Origin of the sequence: Natronobacterium gregoryi SP2 (genome assembly GCF_000230715.2) — an archaeon.
GTDB classification, from domain to species: domain Archaea; phylum Halobacteriota; class Halobacteria; order Halobacteriales; family Natrialbaceae; genus Natronobacterium; species Natronobacterium gregoryi.
This window is the reverse complement of record NC_019792.1, coordinates 2775665-2791267: the sequence shown is the minus strand read 5'-3', so window position 1 is coordinate 2791267 and position 15603 is coordinate 2775665. Positions and strand designations below refer to the sequence as shown.

At 62.6% G+C, this 15603-nt stretch carries 18 protein-coding genes and 1 pseudogene; 8 read left to right on the top strand and 11 right to left on the bottom strand.

Annotation, left to right across the window (positions count from 1 at the left end; all coding sequences use genetic code 11):
- Window positions 1-112: 112 nt before the first annotated feature.
- The 9 genes from NATGR_RS13935 to NATGR_RS13900 all read right to left on the bottom strand — a co-directional run bounded on the left by NATGR_RS13935 (window position 113) and on the right by NATGR_RS13900 (window position 8961).
- The gene (locus NATGR_RS13935; RefSeq protein ID WP_005577992.1) at window positions 113-1252 is read right to left on the bottom strand and encodes a methyl-accepting chemotaxis protein; all 1140 of its coding nucleotides are present in this window, start codon (window positions 1250-1252) and stop codon (window positions 113-115) included.
- Window positions 1249-1833, bottom strand: coding sequence for a hydrogenase maturation protease (locus tag NATGR_RS19005; protein WP_005577990.1), 585 nt, complete (start codon window positions 1831-1833; stop codon window positions 1249-1251). Before NATGR_RS19005 ends, NATGR_RS13935 begins: the two co-directional genes overlap by 4 nt.
- Window positions 1830-3335, bottom strand: a complete 1506-nt coding sequence (locus NATGR_RS13925) for a Ni/Fe hydrogenase subunit alpha (protein ID WP_015233716.1) — start codon at window positions 3333-3335, stop codon at window positions 1830-1832. The genes NATGR_RS19005 and NATGR_RS13925 overlap by 4 nt, the downstream gene beginning before the upstream one ends.
- On the bottom strand, window positions 3328-4392 hold the full coding sequence (locus NATGR_RS13920) for an NADH-quinone oxidoreductase subunit B family protein (RefSeq protein ID WP_005577986.1): 1065 nt from the start codon (window positions 4390-4392) through the stop codon (window positions 3328-3330). The genes NATGR_RS13925 and NATGR_RS13920 overlap by 8 nt, the downstream gene beginning before the upstream one ends.
- Window positions 4382-4903: a hydrogenase iron-sulfur subunit gene (locus tag NATGR_RS13915; protein ID WP_005577984.1), complete on the bottom strand. Its 522-nt coding sequence runs from the start codon at window positions 4901-4903 to the stop codon at window positions 4382-4384. Before NATGR_RS13915 ends, NATGR_RS13920 begins: the two co-directional genes overlap by 11 nt.
- Window positions 4900-6870: a CoB--CoM heterodisulfide reductase iron-sulfur subunit A family protein gene (locus NATGR_RS13910; RefSeq protein WP_005577983.1), complete on the bottom strand. Its 1971-nt coding sequence runs from the start codon at window positions 6868-6870 to the stop codon at window positions 4900-4902. The genes NATGR_RS13915 and NATGR_RS13910 overlap by 4 nt, the downstream gene beginning before the upstream one ends.
- Before the next feature lie 2 nt (window positions 6871-6872).
- Window positions 6873-7097: a sulfurtransferase TusA family protein gene (locus NATGR_RS13905; RefSeq protein WP_005577980.1), complete on the bottom strand. Its 225-nt coding sequence runs from the start codon at window positions 7095-7097 to the stop codon at window positions 6873-6875.
- A gap of 680 nt (window positions 7098-7777) precedes the next feature.
- Window positions 7778-8059 (bottom strand): transposase, encoded by a 282-nt coding sequence (locus tag NATGR_RS20675; RefSeq protein WP_394295378.1) that lies wholly within the window; start codon window positions 8057-8059, stop codon window positions 7778-7780.
- Complete coding sequence (locus NATGR_RS13900) at window positions 8056-8961, bottom strand: IS630 family transposase (protein ID WP_394295377.1); 906 nt, start codon at window positions 8959-8961, stop codon at window positions 8056-8058. The genes NATGR_RS20675 and NATGR_RS13900 overlap by 4 nt, the downstream gene beginning before the upstream one ends.
- A 128-nt stretch (window positions 8962-9089) precedes the next feature.
- Here NATGR_RS13900 and NATGR_RS13895 point away from each other — a divergent pair.
- Window positions 9090-9542, top strand: a pseudogene (locus NATGR_RS13895) (IS4 family transposase); the annotation flags it as partial.
- A gap of 2 nt (window positions 9543-9544) precedes the next feature.
- Here the strand turns inward: NATGR_RS13895 and NATGR_RS18995 are convergent.
- Window positions 9545-10566 (bottom strand): IS630-like element ISNagr2 family transposase gene (locus NATGR_RS18995; protein WP_155897290.1). Its coding sequence is split into 2 segments (ribosomal slippage): window positions 9545-10062 and window positions 10062-10566, totalling 1023 coding nucleotides; the frame shifts between segments, so codons are not numbered across the junction.
- Window positions 10567-11027: 461 nt separating this feature from the next.
- Between NATGR_RS18995 and NATGR_RS13880 the strand changes: the two genes are divergently transcribed.
- From NATGR_RS13880 to NATGR_RS13865, 4 genes are all read left to right on the top strand, one after another.
- Window positions 11028-11342 (top strand): MTH1187 family thiamine-binding protein, encoded by a 315-nt coding sequence (locus NATGR_RS13880; protein ID WP_005579141.1) that lies wholly within the window; start codon window positions 11028-11030, stop codon window positions 11340-11342.
- 48 nt (window positions 11343-11390) lie between these two features.
- Window positions 11391-11600 carry a heavy-metal-associated domain-containing protein gene (locus NATGR_RS13875; RefSeq protein WP_005579138.1) on the top strand — a complete coding sequence of 70 codons (210 nt, stop codon included), beginning with the start codon at window positions 11391-11393 and terminating at the stop codon, window positions 11598-11600.
- Between the two features lie 66 nt (window positions 11601-11666).
- On the top strand, window positions 11667-12599 hold the full coding sequence (gene mch / locus NATGR_RS13870) for a methenyltetrahydromethanopterin cyclohydrolase (RefSeq protein WP_005579136.1): 933 nt from the start codon (window positions 11667-11669) through the stop codon (window positions 12597-12599).
- Entirely contained in the window at window positions 12599-13225 is a 627-nt protein-coding gene (locus tag NATGR_RS13865) for an HD domain-containing protein (RefSeq protein ID WP_005579135.1), read from the top strand. The genes mch and NATGR_RS13865 overlap by 1 nt, the downstream gene beginning before the upstream one ends.
- 2 nt (window positions 13226-13227) lie before the next feature.
- Here the strand turns inward: NATGR_RS13865 and NATGR_RS13860 are convergent, their stop codons facing one another.
- Window positions 13228-14829: a GTPBP1 family GTP-binding protein gene (locus NATGR_RS13860; protein ID WP_005579133.1), complete on the bottom strand. Its 1602-nt coding sequence runs from the start codon at window positions 14827-14829 to the stop codon at window positions 13228-13230.
- Between the two features lie 128 nt (window positions 14830-14957).
- On the opposite strand from NATGR_RS13860, the gene NATGR_RS20470 reads away from it, so the two are divergent.
- From NATGR_RS20470 to NATGR_RS13850, 3 genes are read left to right on the top strand one after another with little or no spacing between them, the layout of a single operon-like run.
- A complete protein-coding gene (locus tag NATGR_RS20470) occupies window positions 14958-15089 on the top strand; it encodes a hypothetical protein (protein ID WP_269459374.1) in 132 nt (43 codons plus the stop codon).
- Entirely contained in the window at window positions 15086-15265 is a 180-nt protein-coding gene (locus tag NATGR_RS13855) for a hypothetical protein (protein ID WP_005579130.1), read from the top strand. Before NATGR_RS20470 ends, NATGR_RS13855 begins: the two co-directional genes overlap by 4 nt.
- Window positions 15265-15534, top strand: coding sequence for a hypothetical protein (locus NATGR_RS13850; RefSeq protein WP_005579128.1), 270 nt, complete (start codon window positions 15265-15267; stop codon window positions 15532-15534). Before NATGR_RS13855 ends, NATGR_RS13850 begins: the two co-directional genes overlap by 1 nt.
- Window positions 15535-15603: the final 69 nt, after the last annotated feature.

The following is a 15603-nucleotide window of genomic DNA, read 5'->3' as shown; positions in this document are numbered from 1 at the left end:
ACACAACGACCCGCGACGAGGAAGACAGCTCCAGCAGACGATCTCCCGTCGTCACTTCCCGCCGATCACCAGCACTGAACCGGTGGCCGACGGGACACAGCCAGCCCCACGCCTACCGGCTCTCGAACGAGGAGAGCATCTCGTCGATGTCGTCGACTAGCTCGAGGAGGTTCTGGTTTGCACGTTCGACGTGCTTGATCCGTTCACGGGTGTCGGCGGCGAACTCGGTGACGTCGTCGACTGCTGCAGCGACCTCCTGAGCGCTCGAGGCCTGGTCGTCCGTGACGCGGGCCATCTCGCTTACGCTATCGGCAGCGTATTCGACGGCGGTGTCGATCTCCTCGAGGTTCTGGCGGGCTTTCTCGATCTGTCTCTGTCCTTCGTCGATCGCGTCGACGGTGTCGGACAGCTCCGTGACGGTTCGGTCGGCGGCGGCCTGGACGTCCGCCGTGATCGACTCGATCTCGTCGGCGCGCTGCTGTGACTCGGTTGCCAGTGACTTTACCTCGTCGGCGACGACGGCGAAGCCTTCGCCGGATTCGCCGGCCCTGGCCGCCTCGATCGACGCGTTCAACGCCAGCAGGTTCGTCTGCTCGGCGATGTCGTCGATTACGGTTACGGCGTCGTCGATCTCGTCGACGTGCCCCTGCAGCGTCTCCATCTCGTCGACCGCGCTCGTCGCGGCGGTGTCGACGGTCTCGATCGCGTCGATCGCTTCTTCAGCGGAGCGTTTCCCGTCGCCAGCGAGTTCGTCGGCTTCGTTGCTGCGCTGGGCAACGTCTTCCGCCGTCGAAGCCATCTCTTCGATACTCGCACTGAGGTCCGACACCTCACTCGAGACCTCCTGCATTTTCTCCGTCTGCTCGTCCGCGAGTGCCTCGATGTCCACCACCTGCTCGGTGACATCTTCGGTCGTGTCGGTCAGCGTCTCGACCGATCGCTCCACCTGTTCGGTGAGTTCGCGCTGCTGATCGAGCAGTTCCTGTTTCTCGGCCGTCTCTTCCTGTTGTTTCTCGTAGTGGTCGACGACCTGCTGGAACGCAATCTGCATGTACGTGATCGTCTCGGCGACCTGTGACAGCTCCTCGCTCTCGACGCGGTCGGTGTCCAAATCCGCGTCGAACTCGCCGCCTGCGATCGTCTGGACGTGCTCGAAGATGACGTCGATATCTGATCGCGGTACCTCGACCGTCTCGACTTCACCGGTCTGTTCCCCCTCGGTCCGTTCTCGCTCGTCGACAGATTGTGTCATGGTGAGTCCCTCCAAGATTTGTTCGTTCGTTCACTTCCTGAGTGATTCCTGGCGATTCCTGATCGCTCCCCCTCCGTCTCGAGCCGGGGGTGGTCGGCAACTCCCTCGAGCGTCGACAGGACCGCGTCACGAGCCGGCTCGACGACGGACCGTATCTCCGGCGAGAGTGTCTCCGAAAGGGTATCTCGGCCGGTCGACTCGCGTTCGATCCCGACGAGAACCGCTTCGACGGACGCCGGCGAGTCGGGTTCGGCCCGAGCCATCGAGACGAGCCGACCGAACGAGAGCCCGTGAGCAAACGCCGACGACTGCTCGAGGGCGGCGACCTCGTCGGCGTCGACGTGCCACCACGAGCCGGCAGCGCGTGGCTCGACCGGGACGGCGTCGACCACGACGACACGGTCGTATCCGGCGATCAGATCAAGGAGCCTGACGTCCGAGAGAATCGTCCGCCGCACGTCTACCGACGGGACGTCCAGATCGGCGAGTGCAGTCTCTACTTCGGCTACGACCTCGAGTCCGACGCGGTCGTCGCCGCGGGTCGGGTTTCCCAGCCCGAGAACGAGCGTGGCTGTCGTCACGAATACTCCTCCCTTCGGTTCCCGTCGGCGTCGTAAATCCGTACTGCGAGTGGCGTTTCGCCGACGACCGAGTGGGTCGCACAGGCCAGACACGGATCGTACGCCCGGAACGCCATCTCGACGCGATTCAGGGTGCCTTCGTCGGGGTTCGATCCGTCGACGAGCGCTGTAGCTGCGCGTTCGATAGAGCGGTTGATCGACGGGATGTTGTGATTTGTTGGCACGAGGCAGTTGACAGTTTCGGCCGTGCCGTCCGCCGTAGACGTATACGAGTGGAACAACGTGCCACGAGCAGCCTCGACGGCTCCGACGCCCGATCCCGCGCCGTCGTCTGCTGGGATTCGTCGGCGGTCGTCGCCGACCACCGCGGGCGTCTGGATCAGTTCCTCCGCGCGCTCGGCCAGGTACAGCATCTCGATCAGGCGTGCCCAGTGTGCAGCGAGCGTGTGGTGACACGGCTGGGGCAGCACGTCGAAGAACGTCTCGTACCAGGAGTGTGCCCGTGGCGTCGAGAACCCGTCGGAGACGTTGATCCGAGCAAGCGGGCCGACCTGATAGAGACTGTCGTCGTTTGCGGCGTCGAGACCCGACCACCCCTCCGACCGAAGATACGGCAGCGTCGGGTACGACCACGGCTCTGCCCGTTCACCGAAGAGTCGATCGAATTCGTCGGCTGGTCTCGTGTCTCGAACCGTCCCTTCCGGAGCGATCACGCGAACGTCGTCGCCGTAGAAGTCGACGACGCCATCGTCGTCGACGAGACTCACGTAGTTCGTCCGGAGGTAGTAGACATCCTCACCCGTGACGAGGTCCCGGTAGGAGTCGTCTCCCAGAACGAGGTCCTCGAACAGTTCGAGCGACTGCTCTGCGAGGTCGACGAACCCCGCGAGCGACTCGGCGATTTCGTCTCGCTGGCCTTCGTCGATCCCGTTCGAGACGCCCCCTGGAACGCCGAAGACGGGATGGATCGCTCGGCCGGCGACCGACTCGAGTAACTCGTGGGCCTCCCGGCGCGTCCGGGCGACCCGGGTAACCAGGTCCTCGTCGAGCATCTCGGCCAACTCAAGGACGTTGCGCACGTCCGGGGCTGCGTCCGGCCCCATCACGAAGTCCGGTGCAGCGAGGTAGTAAAAGTGAACGAGGTGGTCGGCGAAGTTCGCCACCGAATAGAGGAGCCGCCTGACGGCGACGGCCGTCTCGGTCGGACGGACATCCCAGGCGTCCTCGACCGCCTTCGTGGACGCGAGGTGGTGTGGCCAGGGACAGACCCCACAGATCCGTGGTGCGATACGCGGAATCTCCTCGAGCTGTCGACCCTGGACGAACTCTTCGAAACCCCGTAGCTCCGTGGCCTGGAAGTACGCCCGGTCGACCGCGCCGTCGTCGTCGAGATGAATGTCGATCTTCGCGTGGCCCTCGAGTCGCGTCGCCTGCTCGATGGTGATCGTCTCCGTGTCGGTCCCGTCGTCGCTGGCTTCTGTCTCTGGGTTTTCGTCACTCATCTCGATCACCTCTGTCGTCGTCGACGGCAGGATCTTGCACCTGCCCGAGCGGCGAGTCCGCGAGCGTGAAGTAATGGGTCAGACCGGCCCAGTCCTCGACCTCGTCGACGATCGCCGCGACCTCGTCGTCGCCGTCCGGTTCGACCAGCGGCCCCAGGCTAGAGGCAAGCTGCGCACCGACGTCACACGTCGATTCGGCCGGACCGAAACAGCCCCGACACGGGACGTTCGCTTCCAGACACCGCGCGTTACAGCCTGCCGCGGTCAGCGGTCCGAGACAGACGAGCCCTTCGTTCAGGAGACACTCGCCGTCGGCCGGTTCGACCTCGTGGACTCGCTCGAGCGACTCGAGGTGGCGCTCGTCGACCTCGCGGGGGCACTCCCGACAGACGTGGCCGTCCCCCGCGAGAACGGTTCCAGGTTCGGGGAGGTCCTCCTCGAGGGCGGAGAGCAGCAAGTCCGCCGTGAACCGCCGCGACGGCGGACACCCCGGGACCGTGTACTCGACGTCGACGACGTCCTCGAGTCGGTCGACGCCGTCCCGAAGCGTCGGGAGCTCGAGTCGGCCGCTCTCGACGTCCGTCTCTCCTCGTGGCGACTCACCACCAGTCACCGTCGGCACGTCTTCGTACTTCGTTCGCACGAGGTCGTCCGGTGACGAGAACTCGGCGAGCCCAGGTATCCCGCCCAGGTGGGCGCAAGCGCCGTACGCGACCAGCGTGCGAGACCGGTCCCGGAGGAGGTGTGCCATCTCCTCGTGGTCGTCCAGGCGGATCGCCCCGTTGAACAGACAAATGTCGATCTCGTCGGTCTCGAGGCGCTCGACGTCCGCAGGCTTGAAATCGGTCGCGAGGGGCCAGATCGCGACGTCGACGTGGGAAGAAAGCGCCAGCAGCGCCTCCCCGAGGTCGGCGACGTTGGCGTCACAGCCGCCACAGCTACCGGTCCAGTAGATACCGAGAGTAAGCGGGGCAGCGGGCGGGTCGTCCAGTTGTGCCAGGCGTTCGTCGACGTACTCGGCGAGTCCGCGGTCCGAGCGGTCGAGTTCAGTCGCCATCGGCAGTCACCTCCGTCGTGGGTCCGGAATTCCCGTCGGCGAGCGGACCGAGCTCTCGGACTCTCGCTGCCATCTCCCGGGTGACCGTCGCGTACCGCTCTCCCTCGTCCGCAGAGACCCAGTCCAGTCGGACCCTGTCCTCGTGGACGCCGAGCCCCTGTAAGACGGCAGTGAAGAGTGCGTGTCGCTTCCGGGTGAGGTAGTTCCCGGTCTTGTAGTGGCAGTCGCCCTCGTGACAGCCAAGCACGAGGATGCCGTCGGCTCCGTCCGTCAGCGTCTTCGCGACGAGATCGTAGTCGACGCGGCCCGAACACATCACGCGCACGGGAAAGACGTTGGCCGGGACGGTCTTGCGGGCACCGCCGGCTGTTTGCGCTCCCTCGTACGAACACCAGTTACACAGGAACGCGACCACCAGCGGCGTCCACTCCTCGGTCGCCGGATCGGTCGCCTCGCTTTCGATCACCGATTCGAGCGTCTCGCGGTCGGGGTCTTCGAGTACGTCCGTCATCCTTCGATCACTCCGTCGATTTCGGCCTCGAGTTGTGCCGTCGTGAAGCCGCGCTGGTCGATCGCGTCTGCCGGACAAGCACTAACACAGGCTCCACAGCCCTGACACACCTCGTCGCGGAGCTGTGCGACCCCGCGTTCGTCGTCCCGATCGATCGCGTCGAACGGACACGTCTCGAGACAGATCCGACAGCCAGTACACAGTTCGTCGTCGATGACCGCACGCCGAGGCTCGAGTTCTACGTCACGGCCCGGCACTGCCCTCGAGAGTACCTCGCCGACGGCGCTGATCCCTTGGGTGAGTGTCGCGTGTTCGCCGTCCGGTCCAGCCGACGGCCCGGCAACGTAGATGCCGTCGCGTGCGACCGCCGTCGAGGTGATCGGCTGCTCGGCCGTGAGAAAGCCCCGCTCGTCGCGCTCGAGGTCGAACGTCTCCGCGAGGTCGTCGACGACCACCCCCGGCTCGAGACCGACCGCGAGGACGACCGCGTCGACCTCGAGTTCGGCCGGATTTCCGTCCCGGTTCGTCCCGGCGACCGTGACTCCGTCGTCGGTCACCGTCAGATCGATCCAGTCACCGTGGTCGAGATCCCAGCGGACTGGCGTCGCTCCCATCTCGAACGTCTCCTGGGCGTACGCCTCCCCCTCTCGTCCCGGGACGACGAGGTCGTCGAACACCTGATAGACGTCGCAGTCGGGCACCGCCTCGAGGAGTGCCCGCGAGAGCTTGAGCGCGTCGAGACAGCAGGTTCCCGAACAGTACGACAGATGGTCTTCACACCGGGAACCGGCACAGTGAACGATCGCCACCGAGTCCGGTTCCGTGCCGTCGCGGAGTTCGACGGCTCCGTTCGTCGGCCCGGATTCGGTGAAGAACCGTTCGAACTCGAGGTTCGAGTAGACATCCGTCTGGCCGTCCCTGGCCGTTGGGTGGACGCGGTCGGCATCGTAGGGCTGGGCTTCGGGTGCCACGATCGCGCTACCGACGGTCACTTCGCGGGTCGTTCCCGTCTCCTCGTACTGGACTGCGTCCATCGGACAGGCGTCGGCACACTCCGTGCAGTCGGTCGGCGACTCGTCGAACCTGACGCAGTTCTCCTCGTCGATGACGTAGCCGCCCGGGATCGAGCCGGAGAACGGCTCGTAGATCGCCGCTCGGTCTGTGAGTTCGAACTCGAATTCGTCGGGGACGGAGACGGGACAGGCGTCGACGCACCTGTCACACGGGATACACGCCTCGGAGTCGACGTACCGTGGCTCCGATTCGATAGTGATCTCGAAATTCCCGGCGACGCCACGCACCGACGTCACCTGGCCCGGCGCGATCAGTTCGACGTCGTCGCTCTGGTCGAGCTCCTTGAGTTTCGGTGCTGCCCGGCACGGTGCACACTGATCTTTCGGGTAGAGAAACTCCTTCTGGACGAGTAACCCCCCAGGACTATCCGCTTCGGTGACGAGGTACACCTGTCGATCGGCGACCGCGAGTTGCAACGCGGCGTCGATTGCGGCAATCGACTCCCCATAGACCAGCACGCCGGTATCGTAGGCGACAGTCTCCCGAGCGAGTGGCTCGAGGTGTAACGCCCGTTCGACGCCACCGCGAAGCAGCCTGCAGGCTTTTTCGGTGGTGGCTTCGGGGTCGTCCGTGACCCAACTGCACTGCTCGCGCAGGTCGACCATCTGCAAGAGAAACGGGTTCATCCCCGCCGACTCGAGGACCGTTTCGAAGCCGGGTCGTTTGTCCTTCAGGGAGCCGCCCCCGACAACGATCCTGTCCGGTTCGTTCTCGCGGATCTCCGACCGGAGCAGGTCGTGCCCGTCCGGACCACACAACAGTTCGTGCGTCCGGACGTCGGTGACGTTCGGGTGTTCGGAAATCGTTTCGACGACGGCGTCCAACTCGAGTTCGTCGCTCACGTGGCCACGACTTTCACAGAGGTAGACGGCTACCTCGAGATCGGATATCATCGTCAGAGCTGAATCTCTGCCTCGTAGACGCCCGGTTCGGGCTCGACGAGCGAGATCAGCGTCGAGTCGGTCTTCTCACACCAGTCTCGCACGTCGTCCGGAAACGTCGAGCAATCGGCTTCGGCGACGATCACTTCCCCGTCGTCGAGCTCTGACGCTTTCACGCCGATTTCTAACGTCGGCTGTGGGCAGTCGAGTCCTCGCAGATCCATTTCGTGAGTTGTCATGGGGAGAGTACGGGACGATAGAAACGGAAGTCTCTATATGCTTCCTGCCGATTATCCAGCCTCTTAAGGCGGGGCTCCCGTCTTTCCCGCTCGGGACGGGCACGTGGTCGCACTCGACACCGGAAACACTGCATTGCGGGGCCAGCGACGTAGCGCCCATCGGTCAGCACACCCGATTACGCGACAGTAGTGCGATCACTAGTGCAGTTGAGACGAATTGCTGTACCGATGTCCCGATGCAACCGTCTCGAGTCGCGGGTGCGTCGACACTTGCCGGCCAGCAATCTATCTTTCTTCAAGGAGAAAATCCCACCGTTCACAGTAGTTGCCGATTCAACGCGGTCTGCTGAACGAAATTGGTCGAACAGCCGATTTGGATTACAGCGCTCCAACGATCTATGCGACACAGCGAGGAACAGAGCGAAGAAACGCCGCCGATAGCGGCGTTTCTGAGCGTTTCCACTCGGTTACGGCGTTTTGACCGATCATCTTGGTCGGACTGGTCTCCCCCTATCCGTAACCAGTCACAACAACAAATTCCCTGAATACACGTGTCGAGATTGGCGGTTTCTCCGGTATAGCACCAGCTGAGACAAGCACATTTGCGAGGATCCACAGATTGTACATCGAAACCGCGAACAAGAAGTAGAACTGCCACACCGAGAACGTCGGACTAATGATCAAGATAACTTTTGCAAATATGGACTGAGGAACTGGCCGATCCAAGACTTGGCGAATCCAAGTCGATCGGTGAGGGTGTTGAAGAGACGGCGAGCGAGAGTGCGGAACGCGCTCTCGCTCGCCACGACGATTGGTGAAGCATTCCGTTTGAGCACTTTCCAGACCTGCTCGATTGGATTGAGATGCGGTGAACCGACCGGAAGAAAGACGAGATCGATACCGAGTTGATGTGCGCGCTTGCGCGTGTGTTCACAGATGTGAGACGGTTTACTGTAAGTCATTTTCGGCACAACCGCGACCCGGGCGGCGGTTGCGCCGGTAAATCGTTACAGTAATCCGTATGAGACGAGAAGTCGTCCAAGACGAGCAGAATCCGCGTTCTCGGATTCTGCTCGCGGACCTCCTCCAGTAGGGCACAGATGGTCTCTTTCGATTGATCTGCAGGAAAGGTCAGGACACTTTCGCCGGTAAGCGTATAGCACCCGACCGCTGGTTCGTCAAGCTTCACCAGCGGTCGTTCCAGTGTCGGACCATCGACGTACCACAGTCGATGCGAATTGTCGTATGGTTGCGGGTGAGAAGCGTCACAGAAACCGACGACAGTTCCCCCATCTGTACAAATATCGTCGTCGAGGACCCAGCCTTCGTCCTCAGCATCAGGACGCTTGTTATGTGCTGTCTCTGGTTCCTCGTCGAACGCGTCTGCGACGCGTTCTTCGAGGATTTCATCGGCGTTTTCTGGCCGGGAGGGTCGTTTGGGACGTGGTTTAGCGTAGGAGAGTCCGAGATTCCGGAGGAATCGGCCGAGATAATCCGGGTGGTACTCAACATCGAACTCTGTCCAAGAGTTGATGAACTTCTTGTGCTTTCCAGGGTTGTCCCTCTCGAGAAGTTCTAGAAGACGCTCTTGTTCCTCGTCACCGAGCTTCGGGGGCCTTCCGCCCCCGAAGTTCGGTGTCAACTGACCCAGCCCGCCATCGTTCCATCGACGTGCCCAGCGACTTCCAGTCGACGCAGATTTCCCCACGTCGTCAGCTGCTTCTTCGTACGTTGCACCCTTGTAGAGACGCTTGACAAAGGTGAGCCGCTTGACGACCTTTGGATCGTCTGCTGGACGAAGCAGACGGTCCAACTCCTCCTCGCTCAGATGACGAACGAACTCGCCTCGCCGGTCTCCTCCCATTACCCGTTTCTCTCATCCGTCTTTAGCTAAGTCAGAAACCGCGTGACAGCAGCGGCTTATCGAGGCTACTTTTTGAAAGGAATGAGGAAGCCGAGTCTGTGTACAACTCCGGCTCCTCATCTCGAATTATGCGTCGGCTCACTACACTGTTTCCCTCTGAGTTCCTCGAAGAGCACGCCGAGGAACTCGGCGTGGTCGAACGAGACGGAAAGCTCCAGATCCCCGTCCTCGCGTGGGCGTTCGTGTTCGGCTTCGCCGCAGACGAGAGCCGAACACTCGCTGGCTTCAGACGTAGCTACAACTCTACAGCCGACGAGACGATCTCTCCCGGCGGCTTCTATCAGCGACTGACGCCGTCACTCGCCGAATATCTCCGCGACCTCGTCGAGACCGCGCTCGACGAGGTCGCTGTTCCCAACGCTGTTGACGCTGACATCGACCGCTTCAGAGACGTGATGATCGCAGACGGAACGGTGTTGCGGTTGCACGAGTTCCTCTCCGACGAGTTCCAAGCCCGTCACGAGGAGCAGGCTGGAGCGAAGCTCCACCTGCTCCACAACGCCACTGATGAGACGATTGATACTCAAGGACATAAGTACGTAAAGACATTCGGCGGTTCGATGTCGTCAAGCGCGGTCAGTGCAGCCTCTTGAAGTTCATCCAGTGTGTTGAACAAGCGGTTGCCGAGTGCTTGATTGAGTCGTCGCCAGCACTCTTCCACGGGGTTCAGCTCTGGTGAACCCCGTGGAAGGTAACACAGTTCGATCGGAGTTCCTTCGGCGAATGCCTGCACCTTGTTCGCCGTAAAATAGGAGGCATTATCTAAGACAACGTAGATTTTCTCGCCGAACTCGGTTTGGAGAGCGTCGAGCAACCGGATTGTGGTGTCGCTGTTGAAATTCTCCTCACACGGGAGAAAGAACGTCTCGCCGCTATTGCTGACTGCCCCGAGGAGTTTGATGCTGTCCCACGCGCCCGTCACCGGGAGTGACGGGCGCTCCCCTTCTGGAAACCACGCGTAGATCAGCGTCGAGAGAACCTGTCGCGTCTGATCGATGGTCAGGATCGTGTATTCATCGTCCAAGTTGTCGCGCTTTTTTTGAACCCTTCTTCCCAGGCCTCTTGGGCTCGTTCGTCGGACTTGTGGAACTCCGGCCGGGCTGTCTTCCAGGACAGCCCGGCCTCGGACATCAGTCGTCGGACGTGACGTTCGCAGTACTCAACACCGAATTCTTCGGAGAGATAGTGACGCGCTAGTGAAACAGACCACGCGGGCGCGTTGTATCCAACGTCTTCGGGAGACTCGTGAAGTACCTCAACAAACTGCTCGTGCTCGTCGTCAGAGAGTTCGGATGGTCTGCCCTCTCGTGGTTTGTCGTAGACGACCTCCTCGAACGGCTCGTCGGCGAGCCGTTCGAGTCGATTGAACCATTTCGAGGCCCAACTGCTGGAAAATCCATAGAGTGCGGCGGCTTCTGCTTGCGTTAGATCTTCTATCTCTTTGTAGGTGATCGCGGCCATGAGCCGCTTTGTTGCATCGGCATCATCGACCTCCGCCAAGATCTGGCGGAGGTCTTCGACAGAGACGTTCTCCAACGTCGCCATACTATTCCCCCGCATCTAGAGATACATGAAGTTTTATCCATCAGTATCAATAGGCATCTCTACTGATCGCTGCGAACGATTCTATGACATGCTCGGGTTAGTTGACTAGTAGCCCATCCACCGCGAGACGTCTGCCCGCGATGGATATACCCGCAGTATCGGTTGGGATGTTCTTCGCCGTCGCAAACGCTTTGCGTTTGCTGCTCATCAGACGAGTCTGATGACCACATTGTAATCAGCGTTCATCTTCTACCTGCAATCCACGCAATCGAACTCCTTGTCGTTGGGTTATCCTCGTGGTAAACCCACAACACGAATACCTGACTCGTGTACGCAGGGTTCGGCGTCTCCACGAACAACTCAGTGGATTCGATCTTGTACTCCACGGGCTCAAGCCTCGTGGCATCTGCCTGGTACCGCCTGTGAACCGTTTTTATTGTCCGCCGGTCCGAGGGTCGAGTATGACAGTCGTTGCACTACTGAGCGTCGCACCAGTGATCGAGGACAGTATGAGCGACGAGGTCGCGGAGGCGGTCGCTGCCCTGGAGGAGTACAACGTCGAGTACGAGACGAATCCGATGGGAACAGTGATCGAGACGGACGATATCGGCGAACTGTTCGCGGCAGCCCAGGCAGCCCACGAGGCCGTCGACGGCGACCGCGTCAGTACAGTGTTGAAAATCGACGACAAGCGCACGAGCGAGACGACTGCGGCGGCAAAAGTCGAGGCCGTCGAAGAGAAACTCGGTCGGCCACCGACGAGTATGGACGAGTAGCGTCCCGAAAGGGGAACACTCAACCCGCTTCCTGCCGTCTGCTCGCGTATGGAACAGACCACACTCGAGGTCGATGGCATGGCCTGTGACGGCTGCGAAGAGAGCGTCGTCGACGCGCTCGAGGCGCTGTCTGGCGTTTCGTCGGTGACTGCAGACCACGAGTCGGGCGAGGTTCGCGTCGAACACGACGAGGAGACCGTCGACGAGGGAACGATCAGTGGAACGATCGAGGACGCCGGCTACGAGCCGGCGGTCTGACACGAGTCCGACGCTGGTCGGACGCGAACTGGCAAACGGTTTTACGCGGGAGGCTAAAGTGAGCCCATGGAGAGCCTGAACCGAATGGCGATCGAACTCGTCGACGAAGCGCTCGACTATGCCGAGGAGCTCAACGTCGGCGGCTACGATCTCGAGAACGAGGCGACGGTACTGGACTTCGGGATCGAGTTCGACGGCGGTGTGGAGGCCGGACTGTTACTGACCGAGATCCAGACGGCGGGGATGGCGACGCCGAGTCACGAGCTGGGGTCGGTCGGCGACGCACCGGTTCCGTACGTGGAACTGACGACCGACCAGCCTGCTCTCTCGTTGCTGTGTTCCCAGAAAGCCGGCTGGGAACTGGCGACGGAGGACTTCGAGGGGTTGGGCAGCGGTCCCGCACGCGCGCTTGTGGCCGAGGAAGACGAGTTCCGCCGGATCGGCTACACCGACGCGTTCGACTTGACGGCACTGGCCGTCGAGACCGACGAGCTACCGCCCGAATCGGCCGCCGAGCAGGTTGCCGAACTCGCCGAGGTCGAGACGAGCAGCGTCTTCTTGCTTGCCTATCCGACGGCGAGCATCGCCGGAAGCATCACGAACGCTGCGCGCGCGGCCGAACTCGCGACGTTTCGACTCACCGAACTGGGGTACGGTCCGCTCGACATCGTCTCCGCGACCGGTCGTGCGCCGGTCGCACCAGTCGCCGACGACGAGCGGACAGCTATCGCACGCACGAACGACGCGATCGCCTACGGTGGCACCGCACACCTCACGGTCCGTGAGGACGACGACGTTTTCGACTCGATCCCGTCGACGGCCGCCGAAGACCACGGTCGCCCGTTCGAAGCGGTGTTCGACGACCTCGAGTGGGAGTTCGAAGAGGTTCCCGCCGACCTGTTTGCGCCCGCGAAGGTAACCGTCGACGTGATCGGCGGTCCGACGTACGTCCACGGCGAGACCGACGAGGACGTCTTGCTCGAGTCGTTCGATCTCTGATGGAGGCTGCCGAACTCGCGTCCGTCCTCGAGTTTCTCGAGCTAAAAGACGAACGCCGGACGGGCTGGCAGTTGCGCGACGTCGACGAGCCCGAGTCCGTCGCCGGCCACACCTGGGGGACGGCCACGCTCTGTCTGCTCTACGCCGACCACGAGGCAGTCGACGACGCCGTCGACCGCCAGCGGGCCGTCGAGATGGCACTCGTTCACGACCTCGCGGAGGCCCGCACCGGCGACGTCCCGACTCGAGCGGGGCAGGGGCGGGATCGGATCTCCGAGGCCGAGAAAGAACGGACCGAGCGCGAGGCGATAGACGACCTGCTCGCGCCGTTCGGACTCGAGTCACAGTTACGATCGCGTTGGGCGGAGTACGAGGCCCGCGAGACGCCGACCGCTTGTTTCGTCAAGGACGTGGACCTGCTCGAGAACTGCCTGCAGGCGCTGAAGTACGAGCGAGAGGGGCGCTACGAGACGGACGGGACGAACGAGCACTTCGAGGAGTACGACGGGCTGGACGAGTTCTTCGCGACGGCGGCCCCACGGCTGCGAACGGCGTTCGGCAAAGCGGCGTTCGAACGGATCAAATCGGCGTACGAACGAGAGATCGGGCGGGAGTGTCAGTTGTAACGTCAGTCCATCGGGTGAACGTCCGTCACCGTACCGACCCCTTTACTTCGTCCCTCGCGGAAGACGAACTTCTGGCCCTCCTCGACGAGGTACGGTCGGAACTTGAACTCGACGGTGGTCTTCCCAGTGTCACCGGGCAGCAGTCGACCGTCTTCGGGGTAGAAGGCGGCGGCTTCGCCGATCGTCTCGAGGTGGACGACGGGTTCGTAGCCGTCGCCGATCCGGGTGGGGTGGTTGAGCACCATCACTTCGGCCTCGAACTCGCGGACGGGGTCGGGCTCGGCATCTCGTGGGAGGAGGACCATGCCTCGTTCGATGGCGGTTTCGTTGATCCCTTTCAGGGCGATACCGACGATGCGGCCGGCCTGGGCCTGGTCGACGCGGTGGTAGTGCATCTCGATCGAGCGCACCTCGACCTCCCGGAAACGGCCGTCGGAGGTCGGCCCGATCAGGAGTTCGTCGCCGGCCTCGACCTCGCCGGACATGACAGTGCCGGAGGCGACCGCACCGACGCCGGTAACCGAGTAGCTGCGATCGACGTACATCCGGAACTTGCCGTCGTCCTGGGAGGTCTTCGGGAGCCGGTCGAACAGGACGTCTAGGGTGTCGAGCCCCTCCATCGTGATCGCGCTCGTCTCGACGATAGGGACGACGCGCTCGTTGATCTCTTCGACGGCGGCGTCGACACCGTGGCGAGAGACCCGCAGCGGCGATTTGTCGACCTCGCGCAACAGACTCTCGACCTCGCGTTCTACTTCTTCGACGCGTTCGTCGCTGACCGCGTCGGTCTTCGTGATCGCGACGATAGTGGGGAGGTCGGTCGCCAGCAGGACGCCGAGGTGCTCGCGCGTGGTGCGGGTTGGCCCGTCGTCGGCAGCGACCACGAGCAGCCCGTAGTCGAGTTTCTGCCCGACGAGTCCGCGGATCGTCGTCCGCAGCCAGGGCTCGTGGCCGACGGTGTCGACGAACGAGACCAGCCGATCCGCCTCTTCGACGACCGCCGCCCGATCGGACTTGCGGTTCGGGTTTCGGACCCGAACGGGACCGTCGTCGTCGAAGCCGTAGACCGAATACGAAAGATCCGCCGAGAGCCCACGTTCGACCTCGTGTGGCTGGACGTCGAGGTAAGCTCGAGTCGCCCCGTCCCCGTCGTCCGGCTTGCCCGTCACGAGCGACCCCACGAGCGTACTCTTTCCGTGGTCGACGTGGCCGGCCGTGCCGACCACGACGTGCTCGTCGTCGGTCTCGAGGACGCCCCCTTCCTGAATGAGTGCGACGCCGACGATTCCGCCCTCGATGCCCCACGTCTGGACGTCGTCGATGTGTGCGTCGGCCTCTTCGGCGAGCAAAGAGAGCACGTCCATCGTCTCGGAGAAGGTGTCCGGATCGATCCCCGCCAGGCCGCCGTCGTCGGTGACGCCGACCACGTAGGTCGCCTCGCCGTCGCCCGACAGCAGGCGGTGTCGAAGCTGTGCTGCCAGGCTTTCCCGCCGACCACCCTCGAGGTGGACGTCCCGTGAGAGTCGTTCCTTGAACTCGACGTTGCCACCGTCCTGTTCGCCACGTTCCAGGGCCCGCTCGAGGAGGACCCGGTCACGGCTCATAGGGAGTGATAGAGACTCACAGTGCAAAAGCCTTCCCGTAGAATGCCAACATTTATCGAGACGATTCGGCCCGGAGAACGCGTTTCGCGTCCGACTGCCAACGATTCGCCGAAGTCACTTTCTGCGACGTGGTCGTCCGCGAGGGCGTCGATCAGTTCGCTCACCGCTCTCTCGAGGTCGTCGGCGAACTCTTCGACTGCACCGACGACACGGCCGCCGGGCCCGGTTTCAAGACGCTCGAGTCCGTACAGTGGGTATGAGCGTCAGCGGCCTCTGCCAGATCTGTGAATCGCGCCCGGCACAGGAGCGATGCGGGAACTGCGGGACGCTCGCCTGCGCACAACACTACGAGCGGCGTCTCGGACTCTGTGCCGACTGTGCTTCTCAGGCACGGCCGGGACGAGAGACCGACGAGACCGACATTCACCGCTTCTGATGACCTCCATCCGCGACCTGCTTGGAGAGTCCCTCGGCGTCGGCGAGACGTTCCGTCTCCATCTCGAGGAACGCGACGGCCGACTGGTCGCCGACCACCCGAACGAGGCCAGCCCCGTCGCCGTCGCCGTCGTCGAGGGTGTGGATCAGCTCGAGGAACGGCCGCCAGACGAACCAGTTGCGGTCGAAATCGTCGATCGAATAGCGGACGGCCGTGTGGTCGGGCGGGTCCTCGAAGTCGACGGTGCGTCCGAACCCGGGACGAAGTGATCGGTAGCCGAGAACGTCGCTGCTTTCGGCCGAGCGTCGCTTCGAACCAACAGGAATGGGTTGAACCGA

Bases quoted from the DNA above. Each gene is read 5' to 3' on its own strand.
- NATGR_RS13915 (WP_005577984.1), bottom strand. From the start codon at position 4,903: ATGACGGACGTACTCGAAGACCCCGACCGCGAGACGCTCGAATCGGTG.
- NATGR_RS13900 (WP_394295377.1), bottom strand. From the start codon at position 8,961: ATGGGAGGAGACCGGCGAGGCGAGTTCGTTCGTCATCTGAGCGAGGAG.
- NATGR_RS13935 (WP_005577992.1), bottom strand. From the start codon at position 1,252: ATGACACAATCTGTCGACGAGCGAGAACGGACCGAGGGGGAACAGACC.
- NATGR_RS13880 (WP_005579141.1), top strand. From the start codon at position 11,028: ATGACAGTCGTTGCACTACTGAGCGTCGCACCAGTGATCGAGGACAGT.
- NATGR_RS13920 (WP_005577986.1), bottom strand. From the start codon at position 4,392: ATGGCGACTGAACTCGACCGCTCGGACCGCGGACTCGCCGAGTACGTC.
- NATGR_RS13910 (WP_005577983.1), bottom strand. From the start codon at position 6,870: ATGATATCCGATCTCGAGGTAGCCGTCTACCTCTGTGAAAGTCGTGGC.
- NATGR_RS13855 (WP_005579130.1), top strand. From the start codon at position 15,086: ATGAGCGTCAGCGGCCTCTGCCAGATCTGTGAATCGCGCCCGGCACAG.
- NATGR_RS13905 (WP_005577980.1), bottom strand. From the start codon at position 7,097: ATGACAACTCACGAAATGGATCTGCGAGGACTCGACTGCCCACAGCCG.
- mch (WP_005579136.1), top strand. From the start codon at position 11,667: ATGGAGAGCCTGAACCGAATGGCGATCGAACTCGTCGACGAAGCGCTC.
- NATGR_RS20675 (WP_394295378.1), bottom strand. From the start codon at position 8,059: ATGACTTACAGTAAACCGTCTCACATCTGTGAACACACGCGCAAGCGC.
- NATGR_RS13875 (WP_005579138.1), top strand. From the start codon at position 11,391: ATGGAACAGACCACACTCGAGGTCGATGGCATGGCCTGTGACGGCTGC.
- NATGR_RS13850 (WP_005579128.1), top strand. From the start codon at position 15,265: ATGACCTCCATCCGCGACCTGCTTGGAGAGTCCCTCGGCGTCGGCGAG.
- NATGR_RS13860 (WP_005579133.1), bottom strand. From the start codon at position 14,829: ATGAGCCGTGACCGGGTCCTCCTCGAGCGGGCCCTGGAACGTGGCGAA.
- NATGR_RS13865 (WP_005579135.1), top strand. From the start codon at position 12,599: ATGGAGGCTGCCGAACTCGCGTCCGTCCTCGAGTTTCTCGAGCTAAAA.
- NATGR_RS13925 (WP_015233716.1), bottom strand. From the start codon at position 3,335: ATGAGTGACGAAAACCCAGAGACAGAAGCCAGCGACGACGGGACCGAC.